Origin of the sequence: Pseudomonas sp. GM30, assembly GCF_000282275.2 — a bacterium.
In the GTDB taxonomy this organism is placed as follows: Bacteria; Pseudomonadota; Gammaproteobacteria; order Pseudomonadales; family Pseudomonadaceae; genus Aquipseudomonas.
In genome coordinates this window covers 113,808-129,576 of the sequence record NZ_AKJP02000006.1, presented here as the reverse complement: position 1 = coordinate 129,576, position 15,769 = coordinate 113,808, and the positions used below count along the sequence as shown (strand labels likewise).

Here is a 15,769-nt window from a genome sequence, read left to right as displayed (position 1 = left end):
GAACTCTTCACCTTATTCAAACCTGTGCGATCCACTTGCGATGCGTATGAATCGACATCAAAACCCCAAACGCTGACAGCAGTGTCACCAGCGAAGTTCCTCCGTAGCTAATGAAGGGCAACGGCACCCCCACCACCGGCAACAGGCCACTGACCATACCGATGTTGACGAAAACATAAACAAAAAACGTCATGGTCAGCGCGCCGGCGAGCAGTTTGCCGAACAGCGTCTGCGCCTGGGCGGTAATCACCAGGCCGCGACCGATCAGCAACAGATAGATCAGCAGCAGCGCGCAGATGCCCACCAGGCCGAACTCCTCGCCCAGTACGGCGATGATGAAGTCGGTGTGGCTTTCCGGCAAAAAGTCCAGGTGCGACTGGGTGCCCAGCAGCCAGCCCTTGCCGAACACGCCCCCGGAACCGATCGCGGCTTTCGACTGGATGATGTTCCAGCCGGTGCCGAGCGGATCGCTTTCCGGGTCGAGGAACGTGAGGATCCGCTGCTTCTGGTAGTCGTGCATGATGAAGAACCACATGGCGATCGCCACCGGTACGGCGGCGGCCAGCACGCTGAGGATCCAGCGCCAGCGCAGCCCGCCCATGAACAGCACGAACGCGCCGCCGGCCAGAATCAGCAGTGACGTACCAAGGTCAGGCTGGCGCACGATCAGAATGAACGGCACGCCGATCAGCATCAGGCTGATGCCGACGTGCTTGAGCTGCGGCGGCAGCGTGCGTTTGGACAGATACCAGGCAATCGTCGCCGGCATCAGAATCTTCATGAACTCCGAGGGCTGGAAGCGGATCACCCCGGGGATGTTGATCCAGCGCGTCGCGCCCATGGCGTTGTGGCCCATGATGTCCACCACCATCAGCAGCACCACGCCGACCACATAACCGAGCGGCACCCAACGCGCCATGAACCGTGGTTCGAACTGGGCGATGACAACCATCGACACCAGGCCGATGCCGAACGACGTGGCTTGTTTGCCCAGCAGATCCCAGCTCTTGCCACTGGCCGAATACAGCACGAACAGACTGCCTGCGGCGAGGATCAGCAGCAGGATCAACAGCGGGCCATCGATATGCAGACGTTGCAGCAGCGTCGCCCGGCGACGCATCACATCCTCGCTGGAGAGCATGCGATCAAAATTATTCATCACGGGCCGTAGCCTCCGCACTGATAGGACCGGCGTATTCGGCCTTCAATCGACCATCCTGGTCCAGAAGCCAGGCATCCATGACCTGACGCACCACTGGCGCGGCGACACCGGAGCCGGACTCACCGTTCTCGACCATCACCGAAACCACGATTTTCGGGTTGTCGGCCGGGGCGAAACCGACGAACAAGGCGTGGTCGCGGTGGCGTTCCTGAACCTTGGAACGGTCGTATTTCTCACCTTGCTTGATCGCCACCACCTGAGCGGTACCTGACTTGCCGGCGATGCGGTATTGCGCACCGATTGCTGCCTTGCGCGCAGTACCGCGGGCGCCGTGCATCACCTGCTGCATGCCGTGGTTGACCTTGGTCCAGTCCGACGGATCGCGCAGGACGATGTCCGGCATCGGGTTCTCGTCTACCGGTTTGGCGCCTTCGATGGTCTTAGCCAGATGCGGGCGGTTCCAGATGCCTTTGTTGGCGACCAGCGCCGTGGCCTGCGCCAGTTGCAGCGGTGTGGACTGCATATAACCCTGGCCGATCCCCAGAATCAGGGTTTCACCCGGGAACCAGGCCTGCTTGCGTGTCGCACGCTTCCACTCGCGGGACGGCATCAGGCCGGGGGATTCTTCAAACATGTCCAGCGAGACCTTCTGACCGATGCCGAACTTGTTCATGTAGGCCGACAACCGATCGATGCCCAGCTTGTGCGCCAGGTCATAGAAGTAAGTGTCGTTGGAACGCATGATCGCCGTGTCGAGATCGACGAAGCCGTCACCGGTACGGTTCCAGTTGCGGTACTTGTGATCGTAGTTGGGCAGCATGTAGTAACCGGGGTCGAACACCCGGCTCGACGCCGTCACTACACCAGAATCGAGACCGGCAATCGCCACCGCCGGCTTGATCGTCGAGCCTGGCGGGTACAGGCCGCGCAGCACGCGGTTGAACAGCGGCCGGTCGATGGAATCGCGCAGCTCGGCATAGGCCTTGAAGCTGATGCCGGTGACAAACAGGTTCGGGTCGAAACTCGGCTGGCTGACCATCGCCAGCACTTCGCCAGTCTTCGGATCGAGCGCCACCACCGCGCCGCGACGCCCGCCCAGCGCGGCTTCGGCCGCTTCCTGCAGTTTGATGTCCAGACTCAGGACGATGTCCTTGCCGGGAATCGGATCGGTACGCTTGAGCACGCGCAATACGCGGCCGCGGGCGTTGGTCTCGACTTCCTCGTAACCCACCTGGCCGTGCAGTTCCGGCTCGTAGAAACGCTCGATGCCGGTCTTGCCGATGTGATGGGTGCCGCTGTAGTTGACCGGGTCGAGGCTCTTCAGCTCTTTCTCGTTGATGCGCCCCATGTAACCCACCGAGTGCGCAAAATGCGCGCCCTGCGGGTAATGGCGCACCAGTTGCGCAACCACTTCCACCCCAGGCAGGCGGAACTGGTTCACCGCGATCCGGGCGATTTGCTCTTCGGTCAGCTCGAACAGGATCGGCACCGGCTCGAACGGCCGGCGCCCCTGACGCATGCGCTTCTCGAAGATCACCCGGTCCTCGGGCGTCAGTTGCAGCACTTCGACGATCACGTCGAGCACTTGCTGCCAGTCGCCGGAACGCTCGCGGGTCATGCTCAGGCTGAAGCTCGGACGGTTGTCCGCCACCACCACGCCGTTGCGGTCGAAGATCAAGCCGCGGGTCGGCGGAATCGGCTGCACATGGACGCGGTTGTTTTCCGAGAGTGTCGAGTGGTACTCGTACTGGATCACCTGCAAGTAGTACAGCCGCGCAATCAACACGCAGATCAACAGCATGACCGCAATGGCCCCGAACACGACGCGACTGCGCACCAGGCGGGCGTCCTTTTCGTGGTCCTTGATGCGGATCGGCTGAGACATGAGGGCAGGACTACTTGTGGTAAGGGTGACCGGACAGCACGGTCCAGGCACGGTACAGCTGTTCGCCGATCAGGATCCGCACCAGCGGGTGCGGCAAGGTCAGCGGCGACAACGACCAGCGTTGATCGGCGCGGGCGCAGACTTCCGGCGCCAGCCCTTCGGGGCCGCCGACCATGAAATTGACCGTGCGCGAATCCAGCCGCCAGCGGTCGAGTTCGACCGCCAGCTGCTCGGTGCTCCAGGGTTTGCCGTGGACTTCCAGCGTAACAATCCGCTCGTTCGGCCCGACCTTGGCCAGCATCGCTTCGCCTTCCTGGCGGATGAAACGGGCCACGTCGGCGTTCTTGCCACGGGTATTGAGCGGAATTTCCACCAGTTCCAGCGCCAGCTCGGACGGAAGACGCTTGGCATATTCATGCCAGCCTTCTTCCACCCACTTGGGCATGCGTGAACCGACGGCGATCAGTCGCAGTCGCACAGCGATCCCTTACAGCTGGTCTTTGTTGAGCTTGGTGAAATGCTCGTGGGTGTTTTCCGGGCTGTGGTGCTTGGCGTCCGCCGCACGGCTTTGCTCGGCACCGGCCCACAGGCGCTCCAGGTCATAGAACTGACGTGCCGAGGCAGTCATCATGTGCACGATCACCAGGTCGAGGTCGAGCAGCACCCAGTCGCTGTCGCCCTTGCCTTCTTCGCCCAGCGGCTTGGCGCCCTGCTTTTTGACTTCTTCACGGACCTTGTCCAGCATCGCGTTGATCTGGCGATTGGACGTACCGGTGGCGATGATCATGTAGTCGGTGATGCTCTGCTTGTCGCGAACATCGATGATCTGGATGTCTTGTGCCTTGACGTCTTCCAGGGCTGCCACGGCAACCTTGACCAGCTCGTCGCCCTTCAGCGGCTCGTTGGTGTTGGCGACTTCCGGCAGCGGCGCGCTCTTGAACGTGCCTTTGCGCTTGACTTTGCTTACATCTTTGTCGGTCATATAAAACTCGTTTTGCTCATGTATTCGGCGGCTTGGCGATACGTGGATTCGTATCAGTGAAGCACGCCTTGTTCAGTTCGACGCACGGTACAGACCGTGCGCATCGATGTAGGCCAGGACCGCGTCGGGCACCAGGAAACGTACCGACTTACCGCTGGCCAGCAGTTGACGGATCTGGGTGGCGGAAACCGCGAGCGGTGTCTGCCAGACGAATGCAATCTGTCCGCTCGGCCCTTTCAGGGCCAGCGGGTCGCTCACCGAACGCGCTGCCAGCAGGTTGCGCAAGGCATCCGGCGGTTCGCTGTCGGCGTCCGGGCGCTGTAGCACCAGGATGTGGCAATGCTGGAGCAACTCTTCCCAGCGGTGCCAAGTGGGCAGGCCGCAAAATGCGTCCCAGCCCAAAAGCAGAAAAACCTGGGTCTCGGCGGCCATTTCGGCACGCATCAACTCCAGGGTATCGATGGTCCAGGACGGTTTGTCCCGCTGCAATTCGCGGGCGTCCACCACCAGCGGCGGCACTCCGGCCACCGCGCACTCAACCATTGCCAACCGATCCTGCGCCGACACCTGCGGCGTATCGCGGTGCGGCGGCCGGGCGCTGGGCATCATGCGCAGCTCGTCGAGCAGCAGCGCTTCGGCGACTTCCAGCGCACCGCGCAAATGGCCGATGTGTACCGGGTCGAACGTGCCGCCCAGCACGCCGATGCGTTGCGGGCGAGACTCGCTGCCGGTTTGCGGCGCTGTCAGGTCGAGGTCGGTCAAGTCAGACCGTCGCTTGGCCGCGCAACTGGCCATCACCGACCACGATGTACTTCTCGCAGGTCAGTCCTTCGAGGCCCACCGGACCGCGGGCGTGCAGCTTATCAGTAGAAATGCCGATCTCGGCACCCAATCCGTATTCGAATCCATCGGCGAAGCACGTCGGGGTGTTGATCATCACCGATGCCGAGTCGACTTCCGCGACGAAACGCCGGGTGTCGGCGAGGTTTTCGCTGACGATCGAGTCGGTGTGATGCGAGCCGTAATGGTTGATGTGTTCGATGGCCTGGTCCAGTCCGTCGACCACGCGGATCGACAGGATCGGCGCCAGATACTCGGTGCTCCAGTCGTCTTCGCTGGCCGCCACCGCATCGATGACCGCCCGGGTGCGTTCGCAACCACGCAGCTCGACGCCTTTTTCGCGGAACTGGGCAGCCATCGACGGCAGGAAATCCTTGGCAACACTTTGATCGACGAGCAAGGTCTCCATCGCGCCGCAGATGCCATAACGGTAAGTCTTGGCATTGAAGGCGATGCGCTGGGCTTTCGCCAGATCGGCATGGGCACTGACATACACGTGGCAGATGCCGTCCAGATGTTTGATTACCGGCACCCGGGCATCGCGGCTGATGCGCTCGATCAGGCCACGGCCACCGCGCGGCACGATCACATCGACGTACTCGGGCATGCTGATCATCGCGCCAACGGCAGCGCGGTCGGTGGTTTCGACCACTTGCACCACCGCTGCCGGCAATTCGGCCTCGGCCAGACCGCGCTGGATGCACGCGGCAATCGCCCGGTTGGAATGAATCGCCTCGGAGCCACCGCGCAGGATGGTCGCGTTGCCGGACTTCAGGCACAGGCTGGCGGCATCGATGGTCACATTGGGCCGGGATTCGTAGATGATCCCGATCACGCCCAGCGGTACGCGCATCTTGCCGACCTGAATGCCGGACGGGCGAAAGCTCATGTCACGGATCGCACCGACCGGGTCCGGCAGTGCCGCCACCTGACGCAGGCCGACGATCATGCCGTCGATGCGTGCCGGGGTCAGTTCCAGACGCTCCAGCAGTGCCGGCTCCAGACCGTTGGCGCGACCGGCGGCCAGATCCTGTTCATTGGCTGCGGCCAGCTCGGCGCGCGCAGCGTCCAGCGCATTGGCAGCAGCCTGCAGGGCGCGGTTCTTCTGCGCGGTGCTGGCACGGCCGATGACCCGGGAGGCTTCGCGGGCGTCGCGACCCAATCGGGTCATGTAGGCAAGAACGGACTCAGTCATGGTCTGCTGGGGTCTTGGCAAAGAGGAAAGCGGCAGATTATAGCTGTCGCGTCCCGGGACTAACAGCGGTGACAGGCGGATGGTCGAAATGGACTGCAATTTGCCGACGTTCAGCCGTAATTAAGCCGCGGATTGTTATCATCACGACCTCCTTCGCCTGGATAAACACCGTTTGCCATGTCCAACCTGACCGTTCGCGCCACCGCCGGGCGCCTGCCACTGGGCCTTCCGGACGCATTCTTTGACCGTGACGCGCAAATGCTTGCCCGCGATCTACTGGGCAAAGTCATCCGCCACCGGGTCGGCGATCTGTGGCTCAGCGCCCGGATCATCGAAACCGAAGCCTATTACTGCGCGGAAAAAGGCAGTCATGCCTCCCTCGGCTACACGGAAAAACGTAAGGCTTTGTTTCTGGACGGCGGGCACATCTATATGTATTACGCCCGCGGTGGCGATTCGCTGAACTTCAGCGCTCAGGGGCCCGGCAATGCGGTGCTGATCAAGTCCGCCTACCCGTGGGTCGATGAGGTCAGCGGGCCGGCGAGTCTGGCGCAGATGCTGCTGAACAATCCCGATGCTCGGGGCCGACCGCGCCCTTCGCAAAAGCTTTGCGCCGGGCAGACGCTGCTGTGCAAGGCGCTCGGGCTGAAGGTGCCGATGTGGGACGCCAAGCGTTTCGATCATGAGCTGATGCTGGTGGAAGACACCGGGCCGGCGCCGACCCAGATTATCCAGACCACCCGCCTGGGCATCCCCCATGGCCGCGACGAACACCTGATGTACCGCTTCGTCGACGCCACGTATGCCCAGTGGTGCACGCGCAACCCGCTACGCCGGGGTCAGGTCGAAGGTCGCGATTATTTCCTGCTGCCGGGGTTAGAGGCAGGGCTGAAGTAAAAGTAATTCACTGTAGGAGTGAGCCTGCTCGCGATAGCGGTGCGTCAGTCAACGAAGAAATCGACTGACCAGGCGCCATCGCGAGCAGGCTCACTCCTACAAGGATCAATTTGAAGACTTGATGGAGTTGTGTGTATGGGCCCATGGCTCGATAGCGTGACCGGGTGGCTCGCCGCCAATCCGCAGTGGCTGGCGGCTGCGGTATTTATCGTCGCTTGCGTGGAGTGCCTGGCAATTGCCGGGCTGATCGTGCCCGGCACGGTGTTGCTGTTTGCCGTGGCCGTACTCGCCGGCAGCGGCGCACTGTCGTTGAGTGAAACCCTGCTGCTGGGCTTTCTCGGCGGGATACTCGGCGATGTGATCTCGTACTTCCTCGGCCGCCATTTCCATCAGAACATCCGCCGCCTGCCGGGGCTGCGCCACCATCCGGAATGGATGGCCGGGGCCGAAACCTACTTCCAGCGTTACGGCATCGCCAGCCTGCTGGTCGGCCGCTTCATCGGCCCGCTGCGGCCGATGCTGCCGATGGTCGCCGGCATGTGCGACATGCCTTTCCCGCGTTTCGCCGCCGTCAGCCTGCTGGCCGCTGCCGGCTGGAGCGTCGCCTACCTGCTGCCGGGTTGGGCCACCGGCGCGGCGATCCGTCTGCCGCTGCCGGAAGGTTTTTGGCTGCAGGCCGGCATCGTTGCCGCCAGTATTGCGGTGATGGTCGGCATGAGCGTCAACAGCAGCTTGCGCCAGCATCGCCGGGCGACGATCTGGATCAGCAGCATGAGCCTGTTGATTCTGATCGGCCTGTTTATTGGCTATCCGTATCTGCACGCCCTCGACCAAGGCGTGATGACCCTGGTGCAGGAACATCGGCAGCCGATGCTCGATGAAATCGCAGTGACCTTCACCCTGATCGGTGAATTCCGCAACATGCTGATGTTCAGCGCCCTGCTCACCGGTCTGTTGCTGCTGTGCCGGCAATGGCGTCAGGCGATTTTTGCCGGCGGTACGCTGCTGTGCACCGCGCTGCTCAATACCGTCACCAAACAGTTTTTCGCCCGGGTCCGCCCGGAAGTGCTGACCGATCCGCTGACCAGCTACAGCATGCCCAGCGGCCATGCCTCGGGTTCGTTTGCGCTGTTTCTGGTACTGGCGGTCCTCGCCGGTCGCGGCCAACCGCCGCGAATGCGTCTGACCTGGCTGCTGCTTGGCTGTATTCCGGCGCTGTCGATTGCCCTGTCACGGGTCTATCTGGGCGCGCACTGGCCGACGGATATTCTGGCCGGCGCAATGCTCGCAGCGTGCGTGTGTGCGTCGGGCTTGTGGCTGAGCCAGCGCAAGGCGCCGCTCAATGCCATGCCGTTCAAGGTCTGGTGGCTGATTCTGCCGGCGCTGCTGGTACTGTTCAGCCTGTTCGTTCTGCGGTATCTGCCGGACACGATGTTGCGTTACGCCTACTGACGCTCAGGCGAACAGCTCGCCCTGCAACTCATCGAGCAGCGCCTGGATCGCATCCAGTCGCTGCTGCGGATCGTCGAGTTGCAGCAGGTCGATCTTGTCTTCTTCGGCGAACGGCAGCAGATACGCCAGCTGATTGGCCAGCGACTGCTGCCCCAGCGCTTCGGTGCCCATGTTCAACGCCTCGACCATCGGGTGCTCGGCCAGGGCCTTGAGCAGCGCGACCAGATCGGCGTCTTCGTCCTGCAACGGTTGCTCGGGTTCATCGTCCAGCCACTCGACGTCAGCAAGGATCAACTGATCGCGCTGCACCTCAGTGCGCAGCACCTGAAAGCGCCGCCCGCCCTGCACCCGGATCCCCAACAGACCGTTGTCCTGTTGCTGGAAATCGGTGATCCGCGCCTCGCAACCGACCAAGGCAAAGCCTTCTGGCGCAACGCCGACTTCGTGGCCGTCGAGGATGCACACCACGCCGAAACCGCCGCCCTGTTTCATGCAGCGGCCGATCATGTCCAGGTAGCGCGCCTCAAAGATCTGCAAGTCGAGGTTGCAGCCGGGGAACAGCACTGTGTTGAGCGGGAAAAGCGGCAGACTCATAGACATTTCCTTACACCACCATCGACACCGCCAACGGCAGGAACACCGCCGTGGCCACGCCCATCAGACTCATCGCCAGCGCCGCGAAGGCGCCGCACTCATCGCTTTCCTGAAGCGCCACCGAGGTGCCGACCGCGTGTGCGGTCATGCCCAGCGCCATGCCGCGCGCCTCGGGGCTGTGCACGCCGAGCCGGGTCAACAGCGCCGGGCCGAAGATCGCGCCGATCACCCCGGTGATCAGCACGAAGACCGCCGCCAGCGCCGCCACGCCACCGATCTGCTCGGCCACCAGCATGGCAATCGGCGAGGTCACCGACTTGGGGGCCATGGTCATCAGGATCATGTGTTCGGCACCGAACCACCAGCCCAGCAAAACACCCATGCCCGTGGCGACCACCCCGCCAATCACCAGCGTAGTAAAGATCGGCCAGAACAATTGGCGAATGCGCTTGAGGTTGAGATACAGCGGCACCGCCAGCGCCACCGTCGCCGGCCCCAGCAAAATGCTGAGGATCTCGGTGCTCTTGCGGTACTCGGCGTAAGTCAGGCCGCAGCCGACCAGCACGCCGATCACCAACAGCATGGAGACCAGCACCGGTTGCAGAAAGATCCAGCGGGTTTTCTCGAACGCCGCCAGCACCAGTTGATAGGCGCCAAGGGTGATGCCGATGCCGAACAGCGGATGATGAATGACCGAAGCCCAGGCACCTTGCCAATCGAAGAGCATCAAGCGTCCTCCGAGTTCGGTGCGTGACGCTTGACCAGCCGTTGCATCAACACGCCGGCGAAGGCCATCGACAGAATCAACGACAGCACCAGCGCACCGACAATCGCCCAGAAATCGGCGGCAATGTCGCTCGCATACACCATCACGCCCACGGCCGGCGGCACCAGCAGCAACGGCAGATAACGCAGCAGGCTGCCCGCCGCGAGGTTCAGCGGCTCGCCGACTTCACCGCGAATGATCAGGAACACCAGCAACAGCAGCAGACCGATGATCGGCCCCGGCAGCACCGGCAACAGCAAATGGTTGAGTGCCGTGCCGAGCAATTGGAACAGCACCAGCATGGTCAGGCCGCGTAGCAACATCCGACATCTCCGTCTTACTTTTTCACCCTGCAAGTGGTCGGCATTATAAGCACGGCTGCGCTATGGATCGGCATTCGCCAAAAGCATGGCAGGTTGACCGGAGCAAATCGCCATGTTGATCTACAGTGGTTCGCAGGGCGGTCAAATCCCCCACCTGAAAAACTATAAAACCGATGAACCCAAGGAGAGTCTCAATGCCCTATGTTCCCGTTGCAGAGCTCAAAGATTATGTCGGCAAGGAACTCGGACGTTCCGAATGGCTCACCATCGATCAGGAGCGCATCAACCTGTTCGCCGAAGCCACCGGGGATTATCAATTCATCCATGTCGACCCGGTCAAAGCCGCGCAAACGCCATTTGGCAGCACCATTGCTCACGGCTTCCTGTCGTTGTCGCTGATCCCGAAACTGATGGAAGACATCCTCGTGCTGCCGCAAGGCTTGAAGATGGTGGTCAATTACGGTCTGGACAGCGTGCGTTTCATCCAGCCAGTGAAGGTCAATTCAAAAGTGCGCCTGAAAGTCGATCTGGCCGAAGTGACCGAGAAAAAACCCGGTCAATGGCTGCTCAAGGCCACCGCGACGCTTGAGATAGAAGGCTCGGACAAACCGGCCTATATCGCCGAACCCTTGTCGCTCTGCTTCGTTTAAGTGCCCCGGATGCGAAGCGGCTCACGCTGTTTCGCATTCCCTCTCTATATATGCGACACATAGCTGCGGCATACTCGGTCGCCTAATTGCCCGGATCCCGCTATGCGCCCACTCGCTTCTCTTGCACCCCTTGCCCTGACCCTGATGCTCACCGCGTGCGGCGACGGCGAATCGCTGTTGCCCCCGGATGCACGGCTGCCGGACGGCGGACGCTATCGCGGCGAACTGGTCAACGGCTTGCTGCAAGGCCAGGGCCGGGTCGACTACCCCAACGGCAGTTGGTACGCCGGGCAGTTCGACAAGGGCCAATGGCATGGCCAGGGCGAGTGGCACGGCAGCAACGGCGAGGTCTATCGCGGCCAGTTCCAGCAAGGCCTGTTCGATGGCCAGGGCAGCCTGACCACCAACGCCAGCAGTTACACCGGCGGCTTCAAGCAGGGCCGGCGCGACGGTGAAGGTACGCTGAAAGAAAACGGCATGACGTATCGCGGCGAGTTCAAGGCTGACCAGTATTCCGGGCTGGGCCGCCTGGAAATGGACGACGGCAGCTCCTATCAAGGCCGGTTCGCCCACGGCAAACCCAACGGCGAAGGCCAGCGCGGCGACGCCAGCGGCAATACCTTCAGCGGTCATTTCGTCAACGGCCAGCTCGAAGGCAATGGCACCTTCAACAGTGCCGATGGCGACATCTATGTCGGCGGCTTCAAGAACAGCCAGCTGCACGGCAAGGGCCGCTACGAGAACGCCGACGGCGACGTGTGGCTCGGCCAGTTCAAGGAAGGCGCGCTGACCGGCAAGGGCGAATTGATCGGTGCCGACGGCAGCCACTACATCGGCTTCTTCAACGACTGGCGCTTCAGCGGTCAGGGCCGCTTGAACCTGTCTGACGGCAGCTTCTACATCGGCGGGTTCGACAGCGACAGCTACGCCGGGCGCGGCACCTTGGTACTGACCGACGGCACCGTGCTCAGCGGTACCTGGATCAACGGCCAGCGCGTACGTGATGCCGACGGCAAGCTGCTGCCCGATACCCTCGAACTCGGCTTGCTGGCCCAAGGGCGTCTGCTCGATGACGCACTGGCCGCCGTGCCCGCCTCGACGCCAGCAGTCGAGCTGTACACCCTGACCCTCGGTGGCGACGGCAAACAAAGCGTGTTCCTGCGCGAGTCCGACTACGTCGCCAACATGCTCACCACACGCTTCGGTGCCTTCGGCCAGATTCGTCTGGTCAACCACCGCGACCACCTCGTCGACCGGCCGATGGCCACTCGCGAGAACCTGCGCCGCGCCGCGCAGACTTTGGCCGAACGCAGCGGCCCGGAAGACCTGGTGTTCATCTACCTGACCAGCCACGGCACCGCCGAACACGAACTGGTGCTCGACCAGCCGCGCATGGAGCTGGCCGACCTGCCCGCCGACGAACTCGCCACCGTGCTGGCGCCGCTGAAAAACCGCGACAAGGTGATCGTGATTTCATCCTGCTACTCCGGCGGTTTCATCCCCGCGCTGAAAGATGAGCGCACCCTGATCATGACCGCCTCGCGTGCCGATCGGGTGTCGTTCGGTTGCTCGGAAGAAGCCAACTTCACCTACTTCGGCGATGCCTTGTTCGCTCAGGCACTGAACCAGACCGACGATCTGGAGCAGGCCTTCAAACTGGCCAAGGCCACCGTCGCCGAGCGCGAACTGGCGGACAACTTCGAAGCTTCGGAGCCACAGATCTGGGCACCGAAAACCGTGCTGGCGCACTGGCAACTGCTGCGCAAACAGCAGGCAAGAAAAGCGTTGCAGAGTGCTGCATTGAACGACGGCGCAACAAACAGCAACTAAGCTGAACAGTATCAAGGGAGAAACACTATGTACTTGACGCCTCAGCACGTATTGCTTGCCGGAGCCACCGGACTGACCGGTGAACATCTGCTCGACCGTTTGCTCAACGAGCCGACTATCACCCGCGTGCTCGCCCCGTCCCGCCGGCCGCTGGCGGAACATCCGCACCTGGAAAACCCGGTGGGCGACCCACAGGCGTTTCTGCCGCAGCTCAGTGGTCGCGTCGATATCGCCTACTGCTGCCTCGGCACCACCATCAAACAGGCCGGCTCGGAAGCCGCGTTCCGCGCGGTGGATCTGGACATGGTCGTGGCCTTCGCCAAACGCGCCCGGGAGATGGGCGCACGGCACCTGATCGTGATCAGCGCGCTGGGCGCCGATCCGAAATCGTCGATTTTCTACAACCGGGTCAAAGGCGAGATGGAGCAGGCGTTGCGCGCGCAGGACTGGCCGCAACTGACCATCTGCCGGCCATCGCTGTTGTTGGGTGATCGCACTGAACCGCGCCTGGGCGAACAGCTGGCCGCGCCGTTTTCCAAACTGATTCCCGGCAAATACCGCGGCATCGAAGCCTGCCAACTGGCCCGGGCGATGTGGCGCCTGGCGCTGGAAGAACAGGATGGCGTGCGGATCGTCGAGTCGGATGAGCTGCGCAAGCTCGGCAAGTAAACACCGTACTTTGTGGCGAGGGGATTTATCCCCGATCGGCTGCGCAGCAGTCGTCGTTTTTCAGATTTTGGGGGCGCTGCGCACCCCATCGGGGATAAATCCCCTCGCCACACTCCCCTACAATCCACCCGTTGCCTGAAAACCCACGCCAATCACCGTGAGCAACGACAACGGCAACAACAGCGTATCGAGCAACGCACTCGCCGGCAGATCCACGCCCGGATAACTCGGTGCCTCAGCGCCGAAGCGATCCATCGCACAGCACCCGCCATTCATCGCGTACAAATCCAGGCGCGTCCCGGAATACACCACCGGCGCGCCCGGTTTGGCCGCATCCAGCGTGCGCGCGGTGGCGCAGCCGGCCAGTTGCAGCGCCAGCGCAATCACCAACAGCTTATTCATCGCTGCTCAGATGATGCTCGCCCCAACGCGGCAGCATGTCCTGTGGAATGCCCAACAGATTGAGAATCCGTGCGACGACAAAATCGATCAGGTCGTCGATGGTCTGCGGCTGGTGATAGAAGCCCGGCGAGGCCGGCAGAATGGTCACGCCCATGTTCGACAGCTTGAGCATGTGCTCCAGATGAATGCTCGAATACGGCGCTTCGCGCGGCACCAGGATCAACTGGCGGCGCTCCTTCAAGGTGACGTCCGCCGCGCGCTCGATCAGATTGTTGCAGGCACCGGTGGCAATCGCCGACAAGGTGCCGGTGGAACACGGCACCACCACCATCGCCGCTGGTGCGCCGGAGCCCGAGGCTACCGGCGACATCCAGTCTTCCTTGCCGTACACGCGGATCTGCCCGGCGGCGGCGCCGGTGTATTCGGTGAGGAACGCCTGCATCATCTGCGGCTTGGGCGGCAGCGTGACATCGGTTTCGGTGGCCATCACCAGTTGCGCAGCCTTGGAGATCAGGAAGTGCACTTCGCGATCTTCACGCACCAGGCAATCGAGCAGGCGCAAACCGTACTGCGCGCCGGACGCGCCGGTCATCGCCAGCGTGATGCGTTCCGGGCCGCCGCTCTGGGCAAAAGTGTTCATTGCAGCGCCTCGGCGAGTTTGCCGTGCAGACCGCCGAAGCCGCCGTTGCTCATGATCACCACGTGGGTACCGGGCTGGGCCTGGCTTTTCACGCGTTCGATGATGCCTTCGAGCGAATCGCTGACAATCGATGGCACGCTGCACAGTGCGGCGATGGCGCCCAGATCCCAACCGAGGTTGGCCGGTGCGTACCAGATCACCTGATCGGCATCGACCACGCTGTCGGGCAGGCCATCGCGGTGCGCGCCGAGCTTCATCGAGTTGGAGCGCGGTTCGATGATCGCGATCAGCGGAGCATCGCCGATGCGCTTGCGCAGACCGTCGAGGGTGGTGGCGATGGCGGTCGGGTGGTGGGCGAAGTCGTCGTAGATGGTGATGCCGCGTACTTCGGCGACTTTCTCCATGCGGCGTTTGACGTTCTTGAACGCGCTCAAGCCGGCGATGCCCATCGATGGCACCACACCGACATGCCGCGCCGCTGCCAGCGCAGCCAGGGCGTTGGCGACGTTGTGCTGACCGGTCAACTCCCATTCCACGGTGCCCTGGGACACGCCTTCAAACATCACTTCGAACGCCGAGCCATCGTCCTTGAGCAACTTGACCTGCCACTGACCGCCGACACCGGTGGTTTGCACCGGCGTCCAGCAGCCCATCTCGATCACGCGCTGCAAGGCAGGCTCGGTGGTCGGATGAATCACCAGCCCTTCGCTCGGAATGGTGCGCACCAAGTGGTGGAATTGCCGCTCGATCGCCGGCAGATCGGGGAAGATGTCGGCGTGATCGAACTCAAGGTTGTTGAGGATCGCGGTACGCGGGCGGTAGTGGACGAACTTCGAACGCTTGTCGAAGAACGCGCTGTCGTACTCGTCGGCCTCGATCACGAAAAACGGCGTACCGCCCAGACGTGCGGACACCGAGAAGTTCTGCGGCACACCGCCGATCAGGAACCCCGGGCTCATGCCGGCGTGTTCCAGGACCCAGGCGAGCATGCTGCTGGTGGTGGTCTTGCCGTGCGTACCGGCGACTGCCAGCACCCAGCGCCCTTGCAGCACGTGATCGGCCAGCCATTGCGGGCCGGAAACGTACGGCAGGCCTTTGTTCAGCACATACTCCACCGCCGGGTTGCCACGGGACATGGCGTTGCCGATCACCACCAGATCCGGTGCCGGATCGAGCTGGGCCGGGTCATAACCCTGGGTCAGTTGAATGCCCTGGGCCTCCAGCTGCGTGCTCATCGGCGGATAGACGTTGGCGTCGGAGCCGGTCACGTGATGGCCCAGCTCTTTGGCCAGAACTGCCATCGAGCCCATGAAAGTCCCGCAGATACCCAGAATATGAATGTGCATAGTCGACCTCGTAAAACATGGCCGCAGGTTAGCGCAGGGAGGGGGAAATCGCACTCTTTAGCTGATCACCATCACCCCACGATCACCACCCCGCCTGAAGGAGCTGACGAGTGCAACGAAGCTGCGATCTTTTGAT

General features: G+C 62.5%; 17 protein-coding genes. 5 read left to right on the top strand and 12 right to left on the bottom strand.

Annotated elements, in window-relative coordinates:
* Positions 1-16: 16 nt before the first annotated feature.
* The 6 genes from rodA to PMI25_RS05220 form a co-directional block, all read right to left on the bottom strand.
* Entirely contained in the window at positions 17-1,120 is a 1,104-nt protein-coding gene (gene rodA, locus PMI25_RS05245; RefSeq protein WP_052026367.1) for a rod shape-determining protein RodA, read from the bottom strand.
* 31 nt (positions 1,121-1,151) lie between these two features.
* Positions 1,152-3,047, bottom strand: coding sequence for a penicillin-binding protein 2 (gene mrdA / locus PMI25_RS05240; protein ID WP_007960595.1), 1,896 nt, complete (start codon positions 3,045-3,047; stop codon positions 1,152-1,154).
* A gap of 10 nt (positions 3,048-3,057) precedes the next feature.
* Entirely contained in the window at positions 3,058-3,525 is a 468-nt protein-coding gene (rlmH, locus tag PMI25_RS05235; protein ID WP_003185785.1) for a 23S rRNA (pseudouridine(1915)-N(3))-methyltransferase RlmH, read from the bottom strand.
* Between the two features lie 9 nt (positions 3,526-3,534).
* Positions 3,535-4,029: a ribosome silencing factor gene (gene rsfS / locus PMI25_RS05230; RefSeq protein ID WP_007960601.1), complete on the bottom strand. Its 495-nt coding sequence runs from the start codon at positions 4,027-4,029 to the stop codon at positions 3,535-3,537.
* Between the two features lie 72 nt (positions 4,030-4,101).
* Positions 4,102-4,824: a nicotinate-nucleotide adenylyltransferase gene (gene nadD, locus PMI25_RS05225; protein WP_007960603.1), complete on the bottom strand. Its 723-nt coding sequence runs from the start codon at positions 4,822-4,824 to the stop codon at positions 4,102-4,104.
* Positions 4,793-6,064 (bottom strand): glutamate-5-semialdehyde dehydrogenase, encoded by a 1,272-nt coding sequence (locus PMI25_RS05220; RefSeq protein WP_007960610.1) that lies wholly within the window; start codon positions 6,062-6,064, stop codon positions 4,793-4,795. The genes nadD and PMI25_RS05220 overlap by 32 nt, the downstream gene beginning before the upstream one ends.
* Before the next feature lie 177 nt (positions 6,065-6,241).
* On the opposite strand from PMI25_RS05220, the gene PMI25_RS05215 reads away from it, so the two are divergent.
* The gene (locus PMI25_RS05215) at positions 6,242-6,961 is read left to right on the top strand and encodes a DNA-3-methyladenine glycosylase (protein ID WP_007960611.1); all 720 of its coding nucleotides are present in this window, start codon (positions 6,242-6,244) and stop codon (positions 6,959-6,961) included.
* A gap of 135 nt (positions 6,962-7,096) precedes the next feature.
* Complete coding sequence (locus PMI25_RS05210; RefSeq protein WP_007960612.1) at positions 7,097-8,413, top strand: bifunctional DedA family/phosphatase PAP2 family protein; 1,317 nt, start codon at positions 7,097-7,099, stop codon at positions 8,411-8,413.
* Positions 8,414-8,416: 3 nt separating this feature from the next.
* Here the strand turns inward: PMI25_RS05210 and PMI25_RS05205 are convergent, their stop codons facing one another.
* From PMI25_RS05205 to PMI25_RS05195, 3 genes are read right to left on the bottom strand one after another with little or no spacing between them, the layout of a single operon-like run.
* A complete protein-coding gene (locus tag PMI25_RS05205) occupies positions 8,417-9,007 on the bottom strand; it encodes an LON peptidase substrate-binding domain-containing protein (protein WP_007960613.1) in 591 nt (196 codons plus the stop codon).
* A gap of 10 nt (positions 9,008-9,017) precedes the next feature.
* The gene (locus tag PMI25_RS05200) at positions 9,018-9,734 is read right to left on the bottom strand and encodes an LrgB family protein (protein ID WP_007960614.1); all 717 of its coding nucleotides are present in this window, start codon (positions 9,732-9,734) and stop codon (positions 9,018-9,020) included.
* Entirely contained in the window at positions 9,734-10,096 is a 363-nt protein-coding gene (locus PMI25_RS05195; protein ID WP_007960615.1) for a CidA/LrgA family protein, read from the bottom strand. The genes PMI25_RS05200 and PMI25_RS05195 overlap by 1 nt, the downstream gene beginning before the upstream one ends.
* 194 nt (positions 10,097-10,290) lie before the next feature.
* Here PMI25_RS05195 and PMI25_RS05190 point away from each other — a divergent pair, with 194 nt between their 5' ends.
* The 3 genes from PMI25_RS05190 to PMI25_RS05180 all read left to right on the top strand — a co-directional run bounded on the left by PMI25_RS05190 (position 10,291) and on the right by PMI25_RS05180 (position 13,245).
* Positions 10,291-10,746, top strand: a complete 456-nt coding sequence (locus tag PMI25_RS05190; RefSeq protein WP_003228575.1) for a MaoC family dehydratase — start codon at positions 10,291-10,293, stop codon at positions 10,744-10,746.
* A gap of 102 nt (positions 10,747-10,848) precedes the next feature.
* Entirely contained in the window at positions 10,849-12,576 is a 1,728-nt protein-coding gene (locus PMI25_RS05185; protein WP_024164427.1) for a C13 family peptidase, read from the top strand.
* A 27-nt stretch (positions 12,577-12,603) separates the two neighbouring features.
* A complete protein-coding gene (locus PMI25_RS05180) occupies positions 12,604-13,245 on the top strand; it encodes an oxidoreductase (protein ID WP_007968134.1) in 642 nt (213 codons plus the stop codon).
* A gap of 117 nt (positions 13,246-13,362) precedes the next feature.
* Here PMI25_RS05180 and PMI25_RS05175 read toward each other — a convergent pair whose 3' ends face one another.
* The 3 genes from PMI25_RS05175 to mpl are packed head-to-tail and all read right to left on the bottom strand — an operon-like array spanning position 13,363 to position 15,633.
* A complete protein-coding gene (locus PMI25_RS05175; RefSeq protein ID WP_007968135.1) occupies positions 13,363-13,647 on the bottom strand; it encodes a YceK/YidQ family lipoprotein in 285 nt (94 codons plus the stop codon).
* A complete protein-coding gene (ubiX, locus tag PMI25_RS05170; RefSeq protein WP_007968137.1) occupies positions 13,640-14,287 on the bottom strand; it encodes a flavin prenyltransferase UbiX in 648 nt (215 codons plus the stop codon). Before ubiX ends, PMI25_RS05175 begins: the two co-directional genes overlap by 8 nt.
* Entirely contained in the window at positions 14,284-15,633 is a 1,350-nt protein-coding gene (mpl, locus tag PMI25_RS05165; protein WP_007968139.1) for a UDP-N-acetylmuramate:L-alanyl-gamma-D-glutamyl-meso-diaminopimelate ligase, read from the bottom strand. Before mpl ends, ubiX begins: the two co-directional genes overlap by 4 nt.
* Between the last annotated feature and the right edge of the window lie 136 nt (positions 15,634-15,769).